This is a genomic window from Streptomyces sp. NPDC040410 (assembly GCF_055595715.1).
The window spans coordinates 37819-55427 of the sequence record NZ_JBVIVK010000033.1 but is presented as its reverse complement, the minus strand read 5'-3'; the positions used below and the strand labels follow the sequence as shown (position 1 = coordinate 55427).

Genomic DNA, 17609 nt, shown 5'->3' with positions numbered 1-17609 from the left:
GGACGTACTTGGGCTTTCGGCCGGTGCGGCGAGTGGGGGCACCTCCCACGCCCTTGAGGCAGTGGGGGAGCGTGCCGGGCGTCGCGACGGGGCGATCCTTGGCTGACGCGGCACTAGATCCGGTCGTCACATCCCGTCGTCCGCCCGGAGGGCGGGCCCCGCGCCGTCAGGTGCGTGCGCTCGGCGTGCCGGGCCCTTGCCCTCGTACTGGATGTACGTGGGCAAGGGCCCCCGGTGCGGCGAGAGTGCGTGCACGGCGTCGCGGGGCAGGCGGGAATCCGACGACAGGGCCCAGCACCTCCCCTCGCTCGCAGTCCGGCCGTCCCGCCCACGGGTTCAAGGAGAAACGCCGTGCGTATCGCAGTGACCGGCTCGATAGCCACCGACCATCTGATGTACTTCCCCGGTCGGTTCACCGACCAGCTGATCTCCGGCCACCTGGAACAGGTGTCCCTGTCCTTCCTCGCCGACCGCCTGGATCTGCGCCGGGGCGGCGTCGCGGCCAACATCGCCTTCGGGCTCGGCCGTCTGGGGCTGACCCCTCACCTCGTCGGCGCGGCGGGGCTCGACTTCGCCGAGTACGGGGCCTGGCTGCGTGCCGCCGGCGTGAACACGGACTCCGTACGGATCAGTGAGACCCTGCACACCGCCCGCTTCGTGTGCACCACGGATGAGGCGGAGAACCAGATCGCCACCTTCTACGCCGGTGCCATGGCCGAGGCCTCGAAGATCGACTTCGCCGCGGTGGCCGCACGCGTCGGCGGTTTCGATCTCGTCCACGTCGGCGCGGACGATCCCGAGGCGATGTTGCGGCACACCGAGGCCGCGCACCTCGCGGGCACCCGCCTCGCCGCCGACCCCTCGCAGCAACTGGCCCGCCTGGACGGACCGCAGACCCGCCGTCTGGTCGATCGCGCGCACCTGCTGTTCACCAACGAGTACGAGGCCGCCCTGCTGCGGGAGCGTACGGGCTGGAGTGAGCGGGACATCCTGGAAAGGGTCGGGACCTGGGTCGTCACCCGCGGTGCCGAGGGCGTCAGCCTGTCCCGCTCGGGGCGGCCCCGCCTCGACGTGCCCGCCGTACCGACCGAGAAGATCGCCGACCCCACGGGAGCCGGCGACACGTTCCGCTCCGGGTTCCTCGCCGGGCTGGCCTGGGACTGGCCCTACGAACGCGCCGCCCGGCTCGGCTGCGCCCTCGCCTCCGTGGTTCTGGAGTCGGTCGGTACACAGGAGTACAAGCCCCTCGCCGCAGACCTGGTCGACCGGGCCGAGCGCGCCTACGGACGCGACGCAGCCCGCGAGATCGAGCCGCGCCTGGTGGGCGTGTCGTGAGCGGTTCTCGGGAGGGCCGCGACGAGGAGGGTAAGGTGCGGCACCCGGGCGTGGCCCGCGGGGCCGGCGCGGCGCGCACCCGGACCGCCCGCGCGTCTGCGCACGGTCAAGGAACACGTACCGGCCCCGGCGCCGCCGGCCTGCCCCGTCCCCAGCGCACCGGTGTCCACTTCCACGCAGGAGGCCATGCATGACCGCGGTGCGCGATGCCCTCGCCGATGGGCAACCGACCTTCTCCTTCGAGTTCTTCCCGCCGAAGACCGGCAAAGGCGAGCGCACTCTGTGGGACACCGTCCGCCGTGTCGAGGCACTCTCGCCCACCTTCGTGTCCGTCACCTACGGCGCCGGCGGCTCCTCCCGTGAGCGGACCGTCGACGTGACCCGGCGCATCGCCGCGGAGACCACTCTGCGCCCGGTCGCCCATCTCACCGCGGTCGGCCACTCCACGGCCGAACTGCGCCACGTCATCGGTCAGTACGCCGACGCGGGCATCCGCGACGTGCTCGCCCTGCGCGGCGACCCGCCAGGCGACCCGAACGGCCCCTGGACGGCACACCCGGACGGTTTCACGTACGCCGCCCAACTCGTCGAACTCGTCCGGGAACTGGGCGCCTTCACCGTCGGCGTGGCCGCATTCCCGGAGATGCACCCGCGCTCGGCCGACTGGGAGTCGGACATCCGCCACTTCGTCGCCAAGTGCCGCGCGGGCGCCGACTACGCGATCACCCAGATGTTCTTCCGCGTCGACGACTACCTACGGCTGCGCGACCGGGTGGCGGCGGCGGGCTGCACCATACCGATCATCCCGGAGATCATGCCGGCCACCGACGTCCGCCAGATCAGCCGCTTCGCCGAACTGTCCCACGCGGCCTTCCCCGAGGACCTGGCCCACCGTCTCGAAGCGGCCCGCGACAACCCCGCCGACGGCCACCGCATCGGCGTCGACCACGCCACCGCCATGGCCGAACGCCTCCTCGCCGAGGGCGCCCCCGGTCTGCACTACATCACCCTCAACCGCTCCACTGCGGCCCTCGACGTCCACCGCGGCATCGTGACCACAAGAAGCCTTCGCACCACATGAGTTCACCGACGCACGCGGCCCTGTTCGGCATCCCGCCGGAAGCCGGTTACCCGGCGGTGGCTGATCCGGCTCTGTGTCCGGGCCTGGACCGGCCACCCACCGGGGACACCGGCCCCAGCCGACGTCCCTGATCCGTCGGCGCGGTCTCTCAGTCCGCTTCTTCCCCGGTACCGGGTTCACCGGCCAGTACGAGCTGGGTGACGGTGTGGGCGTCGATGGTGCGGATGGTGACGCGGTACAGGCCTGGTACGGCCACGGTCGTCCTGGCCTTGATATGTCCGTCACCCCAGCCCAGTCTGGGGGACTGCGGGTTCCGACCCGCCACATCAGCGATCTCGCACCGGAGGCCGGCCAAAGAGTCCACACCGCTGAGCGTGATGGTCCAGGGCGTTCCGGCTTCCACCAGATCGGGGACGTCCAGTCCGCAGCCGGGGGCGCCCTGGGGCGGACCGAGATGTTCGTCGTCCCGCAGTATTTCCGCGACCGCCTTGAGTGCGACCGGGTCGGAGGCAATGGCTCCGTGCTGGAGCGGGAGAGGCGTGACGGCGGGCCCGACGGCTGCGGAATCCTTGTAGACGGTGCCGTCTCCCTTGACGTCGTAGAACCTCAGACGGCCGTGCGGGTCGCGGATGAAATCGCCGCCGGAGTGCTGGCGAGCTCCGTGGTGATGCGCGTGGACGACGCCGTCGCGGACGGTGAGACTTTGCAGGGTGGCCTGGTTGGTGCCCGCTACGGCCCAGTGGCCGGGCAGCGCGACGTGGGCTTGTTTCCCATGGAAGTCGGCTGCGGCCCGGGCGAGTTCGGCGTTGCCGCCGATGCTTGTCACATCGCTCGGGGTGAGGCGACGGATGTTGTTTCCGTCTATGAGGCAGGTGTACTGCGGCAGAAGGTCGTGGAGGCCGGGCATGGTGGCGGAGATGGACCGCAGTTGCCGGTGCGGGAGCGGGACGGGGGCGCCGCGCCCGGTGTTGAGGATCGCGGTTGACTTCACCGCGCCGTAGAAGGGCGTGCCGAGGGTGAGGACGGCGCGGGTGTCTTCGGCCAGGTCGCTGTCGTACGTGGCATCGAGGGCGGACCGGGTGACGAGACCTCCCATGGAGTGGGCGACGAAGACGAGGCGTGCGGGGCGCTCGTCGACGCGGTTGCGGCGGGCCGCTTCGTGGGCGGGATGCTGTCGCCAGGTGGTCAGGTGGCGGCGGGCGGCCTCGGCCAGGAGGCGGCCGTTGAGACCGACAGGCAGGCGCCAGTCGTAGGCGAACTCCAGGACGGCGGCCGGGTCGGCGACGCAGCCGCGGACCGTCTTGACCAGGCCGGTGTAAGGCTCGAACCCCTGGAGGTAGGGCGTCCAGGACGAGTGGCGCATCAGCTGAGTGGCCTTGATGCGGCCGGTCTTGCCTTCCAGTTCCTCCGAGGTCAGGCGCAGCGGCTCGAGGCCCTTGGGCCGGGTCCACGCCTTGAGGAGCCATGACACACCGGACAAGCCCCAGACGGTCTTCCGTGTGACGGTGTCGTAGAGCTCGCTGCCCATGATGCCCGGGACGATGACGACGGCGTCCTGGGTGATGTCGGCGATCACAGCCGATGCGCCGGCGGCGGACTTCGCATGTTCTGGCCCATGGCGATTCATGGCTGTGAACAATAGAGAACATGCCGGGGGAGCACGGGGAGATTGGCTTGGTCGGGCAGGCGTGCTCGTCCAAGGGCGAAGAGGGCATGGGGGTGGCGCACTCCGGCTCACTCGTCATCGTGACGGTGGAGGACGGGGATCCCGAGTTCACCAAAGCCATCGAGGAGCAACTGTCGGTCGTCACCGCGTGGTGGCAGGCCGGGCCGGCACCGGGGAAGGGATTCGTCCAGACGGTTCTCCGTGCGCCGGAAGAGCGTCACGACGTGGAGCGTTTCCTGCACACCTCCGGCATCCGGGAGGCGGCAGAGGACGAGGCGCTGGTCGTCTACATCACCTCACACGGTGCCGTCGGCACGTCCACCAGACACTTTCTGCTCCTGCCGGGCACCGACACCGACCGCCTGCTGGCGACGGGCATGCCGACGAACGAGGTCGTCATCGCCGCTCTCGACTCACGAGCCCGCCATGTACTGGTGATCGTCAACGCTTGTGAGGCGGAAGGCATCGACGTGGAGCTGAGGACCCTCGCCCGCGACCTTGTCCAGCCACGGACCGGTGAGAGGACGTTGAACGTCGTGGCGACAACAGCGACACGTTCCCCGGTACTGGGCCGCGAGTTCGCCGTCGTCCTGCGCATGGCCTTCGACTGGCTGCAGGACGCGGCCGGCATCGCGCGCCCTCACCTGTCGATCTCCGAATTCGTCCAGGCCTTGGAGCAGGCCACCGAGCGGCTCAACGAAGAACGTGATCTCTCGCTCGCCGGTCCACGAACGGTCCTCCAGGCGAGGCTCGGCGCGCCGACCCCCACTCTGCCCAACCCGGGCTACCGGCCCAAGCCGCAAGTGGTCACCCGCGCCCGGGAGGAGGTCGCGGCCACGCCCGAGGAACTCGAGTACTGGCTGGACCGTGCCAGCGGCCGCGCCGGCACCGATGATCCCGGCTGGTACTTCTCCGGCCGCCGTGAACTCAACCGGCAACTGACGAGCTTCGTCGGAGGTCCTGCGGGCGTGCTCATCGTGACGGGCACCGCCGCCAGCGGAAAGTCCGCGGTACTGGCCCGGGCGGTGACCCTCAGCGATTCCGCCTTCCGTGCGTCACCGCGCTACGCGGAAGCCGCGAGCAAGTCGGCCGCGGACAGCGTTCCGGACGAGGGGTCCATCGATGTTGCGGTGTCCGCCCGCAACCGCGGGCCGCTGAGCTTGATCGAGGCCATCGGCACTCGACTGGGCTGTGAGCGGGACCGCACGCAACCCGCGACGGATGCCGTGCGGCAGTGGCAGGAAGGGCTGCGCGCCTTCTTCACGACCTGTCAGGAAGACACGGTCACCGTGGTCGTCGACGGCCTCGACGAATCCCCCGACGCTGTTGCCTGCATCCGCGATGTTCTCGTGCCCCTCGCCGCCTATGCCGGTGGGCCGGGCAGTGCGGGCAGGATCTCCATCCCCGCGCAGGCTGCCGGCCCCGCGCCCGCGGTGCCGCCCCCCGCTCACCGGGGCCTGCGTCTTCTGCTCGGAGTCCGCAGCACCAGCCCGGGTACACCGCAGGCGGCCGTCGCCAGCGGCCTGCGAGGGCTGTTGCAGGAACTGCTGGTCGTCTTCCCTGCGGCGCAGGTGGTGCGTACGGATGGTGAGGAGGTGCGGGCGGACATCGCCGCCTATGCGGCTGCTCTGCTGACCGGGGCCGCCTGGGGTACCGACGCGGCGGTGGTCACCTCGGCGGCGGAGTGTGTGGCGCGTCATGCGGGCCGGTCCTTCCTCGATGCGCGCCTGGCCGCAGAACAATTGCGCCGCGGCGACGGAGTCACGCTGCTCGGCGACCCGCTGTGGCTCTCACAGCTCGACCGGGGCACGGTGGGCCTGTTCGAGCAAGACCTCAACCAGGTCACCGACGACGGCCTGAACAGTGAGGAGGCACTCGCGCTGCTGCGCGCCACCGCTTTCGGGCTGGGCCGGGGGATTCCCTGGGCCCAGGTGTGGCCGGCTGTGGCCTCGGAGCTGCTGCGGGCCCGCCTCGATCACGCCGACGAGAAGATCCGGCGGCTGCTGGGAGGCCGGCTCGCCGGGTATCTCACGCATGACATCGAGGATGACCATGTCGTGTACCGGCCCGCCCACGAGCGACTCGGGGTCATGCTGCGCCGGTGGCCGCAGCCGCCGTATGAGATGCGGGGGGCCGTGGATGAATCCGGATGACGAGCAGCAAGATCCCCATGCCGGCGAGCGGCAGGCTCATGCGCGCATCGCGGCCGCACTGGCGCGTTTGGTCAGGCCTGACGCGGTGACCGTGCCCCACCCTTATCTGAGCCGGTATCTGGCTCACCATGCCGCGCTCGGCGGGGCACTCGACGACAGCCATGTGCCGCCGGGTCTGCTGCCGTGGGTCACCGGCGACAGTGTCCGGGGGCTCCTTGGTCTCCCGCACGCCCTTCGCGCGGACCGCGCGTGGCTCACCGCATGGGCTGCCGTCGAGCCCTATGCCCAGGATGCGGATCTTCCCTCCCGGTGCTCGAGCCTGCACCTGGCCTACACCGCTCTGCGGTTCCCCGGCGTCCCTCACCGGCTCCTCCCCCGGGAGGCCACCGACTTCCCGGGCTCCCGACTGTGTGTCCTGTGGTCACAATGGGCGCCCCCGTCCAACGTGCTCGCGACCCTCAGCCGTCGCAGTCTGTCGCTGGCCACGGCCGAAGGCCCCGGTGGTGCCGCACTCCTGGCCGTGGGCACAGTGTCGGGCAGCATCGAGCTCATCGACACGACCACCGGTGCACCTGTCGGGGACCGGATTCCCGCACACGAGGGCGACGTGCGGTGCCTGTTCTTCGTGCCGCACTCCACCGGCGGTGGAGCGCTTGTCTCAGGCAGCACCGACGGCACGGTGCGCGTCTGGGACACGATCCGGGGAACGCTGCTCGACCACATGACGTTTCGGGGACACACCTGGGCCTCTGCCGTCACCGGATACCGCAACGACGCCGGGGCGTTGACCGTGGCAGCGGTCAACGGAGACGGCGCCGTGAGACTGTGGCGCGAGCACTCCGAGGAACACCACCTGGCCGACATGAGCGCTCACCCGTCGGAACGGGCCGCATTCGCACTGGCCCTCGCCGCCGGCCCCGGCGATCGGCAGCTGCTGGTCGGCGCCGGACACACACTGAAGATCTGGGACATCGCGGATCATCGTTTACTGCACGAGTACCCTGTCGGCACTCCGGTCAGGTCCCTGACCGGCACGACGGTGCCCGGCTGTGTCGCCACCGGCCACAGCGACGGCTCCATCACCCTGTGGGACACGGGCTCAGGCGCCCGAGCCACCTTCCCAGGGGAGGGAGAGCCCGTCACCGCCCTGGTGGCACTGCGTATCGACGGCCTGGACCTGCTCGCCGCAGCAGGCTCCGGATCACCGATCGACCTGTGGGACATCGGCGCCGGACAGCGGGCCGGTCAGCTCACCGGACACACTGACGCCGTGACCGCCCTGCGCACGATCTCTGCCGACGGCGCCGACCGACTCGCCTCCACGGCCCGGGACAACACCGTCCGGCTGTGGGACACACGCGCCATCCACCACGCGATTCAGGGCACCGCCACAGCCCCCGCCGCGGTAGCCGCGGCCATCACCCCGGACTCCGCTGCCCAACCGCACCTGGCCGTCAGCTACGCCACCGCACAGACCCAGCTGTGGGACACCCACAGCGGGACGGCCACCGGCGCCTTCGGCGGTGAACCGGAGCACCCTCCGCCCGCCCTCACCTGGGCACCGGAGGACCAGGGCCGGCGCTCGCTCCTCTGGGCGGCTCCCGACCACAGCATCCGGTCCTGGGACCCTGTGCGCAGCACCGCCGCCGGCACCCTTCTCAAGGGACACTCCCGGCCGATACGCGGCCTGGCCTCGACTGTGGCCTGCGGTGGCCGGCGGTTGGCAATCAGCAGCGACGACTTCACGGTCCGGCTGTGGAACCTGGACAGCGGACGACCGCTGCGGCTGTGGCGGCATTCCTTCACGGTCCGAGCGGTGGCCGCCGCGTCCGACGGAGTCAGCGCAGACTGGTTCGTCTCGGGCAGCACCGACGGGACAGTGCGCCTGTGGGACGCCGGAGACGGTGCGCCCAGACACGTTTTCTACTGTCGTCAGGGAATCATCAATGCCGTAGCCGTCAACGCAGGCCCCTCCCCGTTGCCCCCTTTTCTCGCCAGCGGTGGAGATGACGGCACCGTGCGCCTGTGGGACCTTTCCGCCCTCGCGCCCATCGGCGAGCCGCTCCAAGGGCACACGGATGCCGTCGAGGCCATCGCCACCTGGACGACCTCCGCCGATGTCCCTCGCCCCTACGTCGCCAGCTCCTCCCGGGACGGCACGATCCGATTCTGGGAGGCGGCGACATCGCGCTGCGTTCTGCGGTTGGCCACGGGGAGTCCTGTGCACACGCTGTCCGCGCATCTCGCCGACGGATCCACCAGCAGGGTCGTCCTCGCCATGGCGGGAGAGGCCGGGGTGGCCGTTCTCGCAGTGGACTTGGAAGACCTGTCACCTACGAGATAGGCCGTGCGCCCCCTCAAATCCTTCGTGCGCCCCTCATGGGATCGGCCGGATCAGCTGCTCTCGCCTTCCCGGCAGCAGAAAATGATCGTTCGGCTGCGTTCAGACGCCTGGGCATCCGCGAGTGCTTGCCCAACACCCGTCACAACGCTGCGTGAGAGGCAGGTGTCTTGATGACGGAGCCTGACCTCTGCGCGCGGCGAAGCACGCGCCCCCTGCCGCACACGCGGCGGGCGACGAGCCAGACCGAGAACCGACACGCGCACGTGCGTATCCGAGTGAGGAGCGGCCCATGAGCGAGGGCACACCGTTAGAGGTAAGTCTCATACCGGCACCGGAGCGCGGGATCTGGCGCCTGGGGAAGGCGAAGAACCCGCGCAAGTACAACAAGATCAGCCGGGAAGACGACAGCCGCTCGGGGGGCAACCGGTGGAGCCTGGTGAGCTACGGCACCCTGTACTGCGCCTCCGACCTCGACGGGTGCTTCGCCGAGGCACTGGCGCCGTTCCGCGTGGATCCCGAACTGCGTGAGTTCATCGGGGACGACTGGAACGAGCCCTACTTCATGAATCCCGGCAACCTTCCCCAGGACTGGCGCACCCGGCACACGCTGGTGCGGTTACAGCCGGCCAAGGAAGCGCGGTTCCTGGACGTCGACGACGAGCTGACCCTGCGCACGTTGTCGGGAGAACTCAAGGAAGAGCTGACGCAGTTCGGCATCACCGACCTGACCCCCGAACACATCCGGGGCACGAACCGCAGAGTGACGCGCCAGATCGCCGCCTGGGCGATCGCGCAGCGCGACCCGCAACAGGGCCGGCTGATCCACGGAATCGCCTACCGCTCCCGCTTCGGGATGCGTCAGTGCTGGGCCGTCTTCAGCGATGTCGACCTGGAAGAGGTGGAGAGGCAGCCCATCTGGCCGGAGACCGAGGGGCTACGCAGAGTCGCTGACGAGTACAGACTCACCATCCGCTGACGCCGCAGCGTCACACACCCACCACCCCCTGGTGGCACCCACCTTGAAACCTCCACCGATCCCGTAACCCGAACGAAGGAAAACCCCAGCCGCCACCTGACAACGTCAGACCACAGGACAGAATGAAACCGCACGTCACCAGCCCAACCTCAGCCCGGCCAGCTGATCTTGATAGACCATCAGACAGTAGAAGTTAGCGCAAAAACGGTGGAGTTAGAGGTGGATTCTGGGTAGCCTTAACGCATGAACTATTGGGGAGGGACCATGAACACAGTCAGCCGTCACTTACAAACAGCCGCCATCGCCACGCCCGCGATCGCGCTGATACGCCCTGACGGCGCTCCGCAGGCCGGCCGGCTGAGCAACCGGCGTCGTACCAAGCTCTTGCACAGCCTGCACCCTCTCAGTCAGCCCAGCACCGGATCTGTCTCCGAGACCGGCATGCAGCGATGCTGACCACAGGCGTCCAGCGCCGTCAGGTTCCGTAGAGGTCACGCTTCCCCGCGGATTCACCTATCAGAAGCGTTCACACCAGCTAGCGGCGCCGAGCCCGCATCTGCATGCCATCGGACGTGCGGCAGGCCGAGTTGTCCGCAATCAAGTCCTGCACCCGTTGCCTGACACGCGACCAGCCGGCCACCAGAGCCAGGCGTGCAGTCAGAACACGAGGGAGGAAATGCCATGGCCACCACAGCCGACAATCCTGCAGCCTCCAGGAGCGCAGCAAGCGCCGAGCGAGCCCACGCCACAACCGTGCGCATGTCCATCGCGGACATCGCCCGTTTCCTGCAGGACAACCTCGGCCAGCGCCTGACCGCTCGAATCACCAACATCAGCGACCCCCGGCAGGTCGGTAAGTGGGCTTCGGGCGATTCAGCACCACGCCAGGAAGCCGAAGACCGCCTCCGTGCGGCCCTGCAGGTGTTCCAACTCATCCAGGACGCCGAGAGTCTCTACACCGCCCGTGCCTGGATGATCGGAATGAACCCGCAGCTGGAGGACGAAGCCCCTCTTACGGTGATCGCCGACGGACGCTTCAGGGACGTCATGGTCGCTGCGCGTGCCTACGTCGACGGCGGCTGACTCACTGCAGTCGGACACACCCCGGCAGCACAGTGTCCGTGCCGCTCCGCAGACAAGGCCGCGGGGCGGCACCGGCGCGCGCCGGCGGGGAACGCGGGCAGCGACAGCCCCCGCCGACCACATCACCGCCACGCGACCGGCCCTGGCCCTGCTCCGGGACCCGGCGCCCACCCGACGCGACTGCCGGCCACCGGCATCCTCATGACCCGCCCGCAACGGCGAATCGGCCCGCCGGTAGAACCGACGGGCCGTCATGCAGGATCGAGGCCGGGAGGACAGGCCCCGTCCATCATCCTTCACTTGGTGACTGGGCGGCCTGCGGTGAAGATGTGCCGGATCCGGCGGAGGGCGCCCAACTCAGCCAAAGGGTCGCCGTCGACGACGATGAGGTCGGCGCGCATTCCGGGAGCCAGGACGCCGGTGTCGGAGAGTCCGAGTGCGTGGGCGGAGTTTACGGTGGCCATGTCGACGATCTCGCCGAACCCGAAGCCGAGCGAGGCGAAGAACTCAAGCATTCCGACGTAGTCGCCGAATCGCGCCCCCGGCACGCCGGCATCTGTACCGGCGATGAACCGGACACCGGCCTCGCGCATCGACTGAATGACCTCGGCCATGGCCTTGCCGCGTTCGGGTCCCATCTGCTCAAGGAACAGCCGCCAGTCCCCGGAGACACAGCGGCAGACGGAGATATCGTTGTCAACGATACGCCGAGTGATCGCCGGGTCGTAGACGATGCCCTCCGCGGTGCGCCAGGAGCAGTGTTCGATGGTGCGGACGCCGGCGTCCACACAATGACCAATGGTCTCGGTGCCGTGAGCGTGAGCGGCGACTCCCAGGCCATGGCGTGCCGCTTCCTCCACGATCAGGCGGAGTTGGCCGGGAGTGAACTGCGCCTGCCACATACGTGGACCATTCGGGGTGAGTGCGCCGCCCGAGGCCATCACCTTGATCACGTCGGCACCGGCTGCCGCGTTGCGGGCGATCTGTGCCCGGATGTTGTCGTCCGTGGTCACTTCACCGCCGAGAAAGCCGCAATGACCCCCGTGCGAGGTCAATGGTGCGGTCGCTGCGACGATACGGGGTCCGACTGTGGCCCCGGAGTCGATGGAGGAACGCAACTCCACGGTGAGCCCGTCACGGTCACCGAGATCCCGTACGGTCGTCACCCCAGCGCCCAGCAGCTGCCTGGCGCGCTCCGCCATGGCGGTGGAGAGCTCGCCCGGGTCGGCGTTCGCCACCGCGCTGATCAGGTCCGGACCCGCGCCAAAGGCAAGGTGGACATGACAGTCCAGCAATCCGGGCATCACTGTCGCTCCGGGACACCGCAACCGAGGTACGTGCGTATCCACCGATGCGTCCAACTCGGCTGCGGTACCGACAGCGGCAATGACGCCGGATTCGACGAGCACGGCGCCGTCCACGGTCACCTGATCCGCGGGCCCGGCGATGACACGATCCGCAGTGATCAGTACCTTGTTCACAATTCCCTCTCACGTAAGGCGTGGGATATGGCGATGAGTTCACGGGCGTCGGCGCCCAGGTCGTTGCTGGCTGGTGACGCGATGCGAGCGGCGTGCAATTCGGTGTGCGGGGACTCGGTCGCCGGCTTCAGCACCAGCGCCTCGGTGATGTGCCGAGCGAGTCGGTCGGCCGGGCCACGGGCGAGATCGGCGTCAGGCGCGACACGTGTCAGATAGGGGCTCAGCCGCACCAGTCCGTCACGGCATTCGATGAGCCGCCGATAGAACCGCTGCTCGTGGGTACGACGCTGGTGGAGACGATGCCACTTGGAACCGGCCGGTGCCTGGTTCAGGACGAGTTCGGGGTACGCGGTGGTGAGGACCGTCCACAGGGGAGTGAGTTCCTCGTGCATGCGACGGTGGTGCACGATCGACCGCAGGCGGGTGATCAGCTGCACACAGGCCGAGTAGCAGATTCCGATGAGGACGCTTCCCATGGCCCAGTTGGAGATGGACCAGTTCACCGTGTTGAACGCCTTGTGCGACCCGGGTTCGTCGATGCGCAGAACCACCAGGATCATTCGGTTGAACGAGGTGATCGCCAGTCCGAGGAGTCCCAGGGCCATGGTCCGCAAGCCGAGTCCGAGGTGCCGGGACGCCCTGCACCCGTAGCGCAGGGCCCAGAGTGCGGATGCCAGATAGGCGTAAACGAAGTAGGCGTTGCCGACGATGTAGAACGAGGCGATGGCCGGCTCCGCCATGTACGGGGTACCCAATGAGTGACCGCGCATCGTCGCGGGTGTGGCGATCATGAAAATCACCTGGGCCATAAGGGCACCGGCGAGGAGGCCGACGTTGAGCCGTAGGCGCCGGCGATAAGCGGCGTCCGTGGCGCGCGTGGAGGAGGCGAAGAACAGGATGAGGGCGAACAGGCCGGACATGTAGATTCCATTGAATGCCACCTTGCCGACACCGACGGCCGTGGCCGCGTCGATCGCGCCGTTGACCTCGGGAAAGCTGAGGACTTCTCCGCCCAGCAGCAGGAGCAGGGAGGCGACAAGGAAGCGCAGCACCCTGTCGTGTGTGGCGCGTGCCAGGTCGAGGCCCTTCCACAGCACCCCGATGCTCAGCAGGGTGATTAAAGGTAGTTGGAACATCACATCCACCCCCAGTGGGGGTTCAGTGCGGAACGCAGCGGACCGAGAGCCGGGTCCTCGGACGTACGGGGAGTGACGTAGTCGATGACCACCGCCCACTCCTGGATGATCGTCGCTACGAGTTCGGCCTCGCGCTCGTAGTCCTCGGTGTAGCAGGTGCGACGAAAGCCTCGCGTGGTCAAGTCGTGAGGGAAGTCCGGGCCGAGATCGGGGAGGTCCTCACCTGGGCCACCGTCGTCCTGGTGATCGGCGAGGATATGGCCTATTTCATGCAGGATAATGTGATCCTGGTGAACACGCGTGGTCTCCTCCTGATAGAAGATCACCTCCTCGTGCGGCCGGGACATCCAGAGTCCGAAGGGACCTGGCACCGGAAGCGCCCACGGAATCAGCCGGATGGGTTTGTTCAGATATTCGCCAAGCCTGAGGCATAACTCGTCAACGCGCAGGCGCGGTTGAATATCGAGTTTCCGTAACAGATGCCTGCAGTGGCGACGGAGTTCACGTTCCCGTAAAGTCACACTTTTCCTTCTCATTCTCCAGGGCCGAGGTCGGGGGCGCCGTCCTGATCGAGGATCGCCATCATCTTGATCAGTTGCTTGCGCATTGCCGGCGTCATCGCGCCCGCCCTCATCGCGATCACCCGCACCTGGTGATCGGCGAGTCGATGCCGCAACAACTCGTCCTCGGGGTCCTCTTGAGCGACCAGCCACTGCACCGTGATCGGCGGTGTCCCCGATGGGCGGTGGTCGTCGAAGAACTTCGCAAGACCCTCCAGCACGCTCAACGTCGGGTTGGTGTGCGAGCCGTTGCGGAGCATCGACAGATAGCTCCGGGACAAGGTGGCCGGATGCGACGGGTCAGCGGTGACTGCCTTTGCCACCTCAAGGGTGGAGTACTCCCGTTGCCGACCGTGGGCGTCGGTCCATCGCACCATCGCGAACAGCGAGTTCAAACGCTCGGCCAATGACTGCTGCCGCTCCTGGTCGCCCTCCGACTCCATGGCCACGCTCCTCGCGCCAGTTCGACCCGTCACGTTCGCGATGCTGCAGCCGTCAACTTGCAGCACTTGTTGGACCGCATCCCAGTCTAGTACGATCTTACTCCGGCTCCGTGCTAATATATTGGACGTCTCGCCAATAAGTCTGCACCACTCTCGAGTGCGGACGGATGCGGTGACCAAGGTCGCGACGCCAGGATGCGGCGCGCACGTACCTCCGAGGCGCGGGTGAGGAGGCGCTTCACATGCGTATCAGCAACTCCGTGCTCCCGGCGGGGAAGCCGTGGGTGTATTCGCCCTGTTCCGAACGGCGTTCACCCCGTCGCCCCAGAGGTGCTCGAAGACTTGGCCGAGCAATGCCACCGATCACCGTGGCACGTCACCCTGGCCGAGCCGTCCTTCGCTGACCCTGCTGCCGAGTGGAGGACCAACCGATGACCCCGGTACGCATCGGCTTTCACTTCGTTCCGACGCAAAACCGGATCCCTTTCCTTCGCCGTCCGCCACGCCTCCGACTTCAGCCGGATGCCTGGCGATGCGCAACCCTGCTATGCGTGCATGGAGATGCTTACTCAAACAGCGTTCTATTGGGAATAAGTGGAGGCTGTCTCGCCATGAATTACCAGTCCACGAAATCGGTCGCACCACGCATTTCGCATCAATTATCCGCACAATCCGCGCCCACTCGACCGCAGGAGCGGACGGATCGCAAGGCCGTGCGCGTACTCGCCGTGGAGAGCGAGTCCGAGGACGCCGACCTGCTCATTCTGGGACTGCGCCGACATGGGTACGAGGCCGAGCAGGTCCGAACCGGCGCCGAGGCGCTCCAGCAGTATCGGAAGGCCGACCTGCTGCTCATCGACCTGGACCTGCCGGACCTGGAAGGTATCGAACTGTGCCGCAGCATCCGGGCCGTCTGTGACGTCGCCATCATCGTCGTCACCGCTCGCGACACGGAACTCGACAGGGTCCTCAGTCTGCGCGCGGGAGCGGACGACTATGCCGTCAAGCCATGTAGTCCGACCGAATTGGCCGCTCGCATAGAAGCCGTGATGCGCAGGGTCCGGCTGCAGCCGTTCGTCCCCGATGACGTCATCGCGGTCGGCTCGCTGCACATCGATCAACGCGCCCGGGAAATCCGCCTCGACGGCCGGTACATAGAGGTGACCCGAAAGGAATTCGATCTACTCTACCTGCTCGCCTCACGGCCGGGCAGCGTTTTTTCGCGCCGACAGATCATGACCCAGGTGTGGAGCGATCCGAGAGGGAAGCCCGGCCGGACCATAGATACGCATGTCAGCAGCCTGCGCAGTAAACTCGGTTCCAGTCGGTGGATCACCACCGTGCGCGGTGTCGGTTTCCGTTTCGGACCTTTCTGATCTTTCGGCGGGCAGCCGCACGGCTGTCGCCCCGACTGAACTCCTCACAGAACTCCGGCACTTTCCAGGCCCTGTGACACAGGATCCGGGACCCGTCGATCAACGGCGATCGCGGTTTCCGGGGCCGGCACAGCCCCTGGGGCCCCGGTCGTGAGCTCCGAACGACACGGCCGGCGACGCGCGCATGCGGCCCTCAGAGGCCCGACCGAGCGGCCTTGAACCGTTCCAGGAGCGCCACCAGCTCCACCTGCGACGAAGCATCCCGCCTGGATTCAGGGCACTTCATGGTGTCGTCGCGATCTCGGTCTGTGCCTCGAAACGCGCACCGAGGTCCCGCAGCCTGAGCTCGCACTCCGCGCGCGTGGGCGCCGACGCGACGGCACAGGTGAGGAAGTCCGACGAGCCAGAGGCGGGCGGGATCACCTGCCCCACCCGGCCGTAGAGCCAGAAGCGTTCCACCCAGGGGTCGTCCGGGACGGCGGGGAGGGAGCGGACGTGGCCCGGCCGCTTCATCATCAGCACCTGTCCCGCCATGGACCGCGGCCGTGGCCGGATGCCGCCGCGCAGGCTCGGCTCCAGCAGCGGCAGCGGGAGCCCGAGGCCCGCCCGGGTCGCATACTCGCCGAGATTGAAGCCGAACAAGGCGTGGAAGACCTCCCGGACCTTGGTGCCGCCCGGGCGGCACGCTATCTCGCACACCACGAGACGGTCGTCCGAGGTGTGGAAGATCTCCGCGTGGAAGCCGTGGTGCTGCAGCCTGCCGCCGGGCTGCCGCAGGGCGGCCAGCGCCCGGTTGGTCAGCGACAGCAGGCGCCCGGTGAGCGGGTCGTGCGGATCGAGGGTCAGGTCGACACGGACGCCCGGGTCCGAGCCGCAGGATGCCGGGTCGTACTGGTACTGGGAGGGCCAGGCCACCGCGGTGCGTCCGTCGAGCACGAGACCGTCGACGTGACACATGCGGCCCGGAACGTACGACTCCAGGATCAGGTCGTCGCGTGGCGCGCCGGTGAACTCGTGCGCGGCGTGGCGGAGCAGCTCGTCCCGGTTGCGCAGTATGCGCAGGCCGATGGCGTTGAAGCCGGCCCGATCCTTGAGCACCAGCGGGAATCCGTGCCGTTCGGCGAAGGCCAGGACCTCCGCGGCGCTCTGCGGCACGATGTACCGGGCGATCTCGATACCCGCCTGCTCAAGGCGCTCCTTCATCAGCGCCTTGTCCCGGAACGGCAGTACGTCGGCGGTCCAGGCGTCCTCCAGCCCCAGGCACTCGCGCAGCCAGGCTGCCGGGATCACGTCGCCCTCGTGGTGCGCGACGACATGACGGACGGCGAACCCGTCCGCCAGCTTCAGGGCCCGTGCGAGTACCAGCTCCTCGTCCTCGAAGTCGTCGAGGAGCTCCAGGTACGCGAAGCCGTGTTCCCCGGTCGGCGCCTGCTCACCGAACGCGGTCAGCTTGTCGCGGGCGGCGAGCACGACGATGCCCCCCGGGTAGTCGGCGAGCCAACGCCCGTAGGGGAAGGGCTCGAACGGGTCTCGGTGCAGGATCAGCACGCTCATGCCGCACCCCTGGTGACGTGAGCGTCTGCGTCCGGTCCGGTGACGGCCACCGGGCCGGGCAAGTCCCAGTTGTCCTTCAGGGCGCGCACAACCCGCCCCGGATCGACGCCCAGGAACCGGGTTCTCGCCCCGGCCCGGGCCTCCGGTCTGCCGGGCGGCTCCAGCACCGGCCCGAAGGGCCGGCCGAGGGCATGGGTGACCAGGCCGATGCCGTACGCCCCCGCCACCGGGTCGGTGATGGCGTCTCCGGCGACGCGGTTGAGGCTCTCGATGACCGCGGGGCCTCTGGCGCCGATCCACACCTCGGTGTGGCAGACACCCGGGCTCGCGGTGCCGTCGGCCGGCTTGACGATGAACGGGTAGCCGTAGCGCGCGGCGAAGGCGTCGAGTTCCCCGGGGCGGTCGTCCAAGACGGTCATCT

Annotated in this window: 14 protein-coding genes; 7 read left to right on the top strand and 7 right to left on the bottom strand. The window is 68.3% G+C overall.

All coding sequences use genetic code 11. The annotated features are described in order from the left end of the window. Positions 1 to 351: 351 nt before the first annotated feature. Both ACZ562_RS36065 and metF read left to right on the top strand, forming a co-directional pair. Positions 352 to 1335: a carbohydrate kinase family protein gene (locus ACZ562_RS36065; protein WP_471188383.1), complete on the top strand. Its 984-nt coding sequence runs from the start codon at positions 352 to 354 to the stop codon at positions 1333 to 1335. Between the two features lie 190 nt (positions 1336 to 1525). After that, positions 1526 to 2416 carry a methylenetetrahydrofolate reductase [NAD(P)H] gene (metF, locus tag ACZ562_RS36060; RefSeq protein ID WP_471188380.1) on the top strand — a complete coding sequence of 297 codons (891 nt, stop codon included), beginning with the start codon at positions 1526 to 1528 and terminating at the stop codon, positions 2414 to 2416. Between the two features lie 148 nt (positions 2417 to 2564). Here the strand turns inward: metF and ACZ562_RS36055 are convergent, their stop codons facing one another. Next, positions 2565 to 4043, bottom strand: a complete 1479-nt coding sequence (locus ACZ562_RS36055) for a lipase/acyltransferase domain-containing protein (protein WP_471188378.1) — start codon at positions 4041 to 4043, stop codon at positions 2565 to 2567. Positions 4044 to 4090: 47 nt separating this feature from the next. Here ACZ562_RS36055 and ACZ562_RS36050 point away from each other — a divergent pair, with 47 nt between their 5' ends. From ACZ562_RS36050 to ACZ562_RS36035, 4 genes are all read left to right on the top strand, one after another. Beyond that, on the top strand, positions 4091 to 6235 hold the full coding sequence (locus ACZ562_RS36050; protein ID WP_471188375.1) for a hypothetical protein: 2145 nt from the start codon (positions 4091 to 4093) through the stop codon (positions 6233 to 6235). Then, on the top strand, positions 6222 to 8579 hold the full coding sequence (locus tag ACZ562_RS36045) for a WD40 repeat domain-containing protein (RefSeq protein ID WP_471188373.1): 2358 nt from the start codon (positions 6222 to 6224) through the stop codon (positions 8577 to 8579). Before ACZ562_RS36050 ends, ACZ562_RS36045 begins: the two co-directional genes overlap by 14 nt. A 289-nt stretch (positions 8580 to 8868) precedes the next feature. After that, positions 8869 to 9555, top strand: coding sequence for an RES family NAD+ phosphorylase (locus ACZ562_RS36040; protein WP_471188371.1), 687 nt, complete (start codon positions 8869 to 8871; stop codon positions 9553 to 9555). A 681-nt stretch (positions 9556 to 10236) separates the two neighbouring features. Continuing rightward, positions 10237 to 10638 (top strand): XRE family transcriptional regulator, encoded by a 402-nt coding sequence (locus ACZ562_RS36035; protein WP_471188368.1) that lies wholly within the window; start codon positions 10237 to 10239, stop codon positions 10636 to 10638. Between the two features lie 296 nt (positions 10639 to 10934). Here the strand turns inward: ACZ562_RS36035 and ACZ562_RS36030 are convergent, their stop codons facing one another. The 4 genes from ACZ562_RS36030 to ACZ562_RS36015 form a co-directional block, all read right to left on the bottom strand. Then, a complete protein-coding gene (locus tag ACZ562_RS36030) occupies positions 10935 to 11942 on the bottom strand; it encodes an amidohydrolase family protein (RefSeq protein WP_471188366.1) in 1008 nt (335 codons plus the stop codon). Between the two features lie 173 nt (positions 11943 to 12115). Then, positions 12116 to 13255 (bottom strand): MAB_1171c family putative transporter, encoded by a 1140-nt coding sequence (locus ACZ562_RS36025; RefSeq protein ID WP_471188364.1) that lies wholly within the window; start codon positions 13253 to 13255, stop codon positions 12116 to 12118. Further along, positions 13255 to 13437 carry a hypothetical protein gene (locus tag ACZ562_RS36020; RefSeq protein ID WP_471188362.1) on the bottom strand — a complete coding sequence of 61 codons (183 nt, stop codon included), beginning with the start codon at positions 13435 to 13437 and terminating at the stop codon, positions 13255 to 13257. Before ACZ562_RS36020 ends, ACZ562_RS36025 begins: the two co-directional genes overlap by 1 nt. A 350-nt stretch (positions 13438 to 13787) precedes the next feature. Next, positions 13788 to 14258: a hypothetical protein gene (locus tag ACZ562_RS36015; protein ID WP_471188360.1), complete on the bottom strand. Its 471-nt coding sequence runs from the start codon at positions 14256 to 14258 to the stop codon at positions 13788 to 13790. 611 nt (positions 14259 to 14869) lie between these two features. Between ACZ562_RS36015 and ACZ562_RS36010 the strand changes: the two genes are divergently transcribed. Further along, entirely contained in the window at positions 14870 to 15634 is a 765-nt protein-coding gene (locus ACZ562_RS36010) for a response regulator transcription factor (RefSeq protein WP_471188357.1), read from the top strand. Between the two features lie 282 nt (positions 15635 to 15916). On the opposite strand, the gene ACZ562_RS36005 is transcribed toward ACZ562_RS36010, so the two are convergent. Together ACZ562_RS36005 and ACZ562_RS36000 are read right to left on the bottom strand one after the other, a co-directional pair. Next, positions 15917 to 17188: an ATP-binding protein gene (locus ACZ562_RS36005; protein WP_471188355.1), complete on the bottom strand. Its 1272-nt coding sequence runs from the start codon at positions 17186 to 17188 to the stop codon at positions 15917 to 15919. Continuing rightward, positions 17185 to 17607: a hypothetical protein gene (locus ACZ562_RS36000; protein WP_471188352.1), complete on the bottom strand. Its 423-nt coding sequence runs from the start codon at positions 17605 to 17607 to the stop codon at positions 17185 to 17187. Before ACZ562_RS36000 ends, ACZ562_RS36005 begins: the two co-directional genes overlap by 4 nt. Positions 17608 to 17609: the final 2 nt, after the last annotated feature.

Coding starts and splice junctions, on each gene's coding strand:
- ACZ562_RS36040 (WP_471188371.1), top strand. CDS start 8,869: ATGAGCGAGGGCACACCGTTAGAGGTAAGTCTCATACCGGCACCGGAG.
- ACZ562_RS36030 (WP_471188366.1), bottom strand. CDS start 11,942: ATGCCCGGATTGCTGGACTGTCATGTCCACCTTGCCTTTGGCGCGGGT.
- ACZ562_RS36000 (WP_471188352.1), bottom strand. CDS start 17,607: ATGACCGTCTTGGACGACCGCCCCGGGGAACTCGACGCCTTCGCCGCG.
- ACZ562_RS36025 (WP_471188364.1), bottom strand. CDS start 13,255: ATGTTCCAACTACCTTTAATCACCCTGCTGAGCATCGGGGTGCTGTGG.
- ACZ562_RS36010 (WP_471188357.1), top strand. CDS start 14,870: ATGAATTACCAGTCCACGAAATCGGTCGCACCACGCATTTCGCATCAA.
- ACZ562_RS36045 (WP_471188373.1), top strand. CDS start 6,222: ATGAATCCGGATGACGAGCAGCAAGATCCCCATGCCGGCGAGCGGCAG.
- ACZ562_RS36055 (WP_471188378.1), bottom strand. CDS start 4,043: ATGAATCGCCATGGGCCAGAACATGCGAAGTCCGCCGCCGGCGCATCG.
- ACZ562_RS36035 (WP_471188368.1), top strand. CDS start 10,237: ATGGCCACCACAGCCGACAATCCTGCAGCCTCCAGGAGCGCAGCAAGC.
- metF (WP_471188380.1), top strand. CDS start 1,526: ATGACCGCGGTGCGCGATGCCCTCGCCGATGGGCAACCGACCTTCTCC.
- ACZ562_RS36015 (WP_471188360.1), bottom strand. CDS start 14,258: ATGGAGTCGGAGGGCGACCAGGAGCGGCAGCAGTCATTGGCCGAGCGT.
- ACZ562_RS36005 (WP_471188355.1), bottom strand. CDS start 17,188: ATGAGCGTGCTGATCCTGCACCGAGACCCGTTCGAGCCCTTCCCCTAC.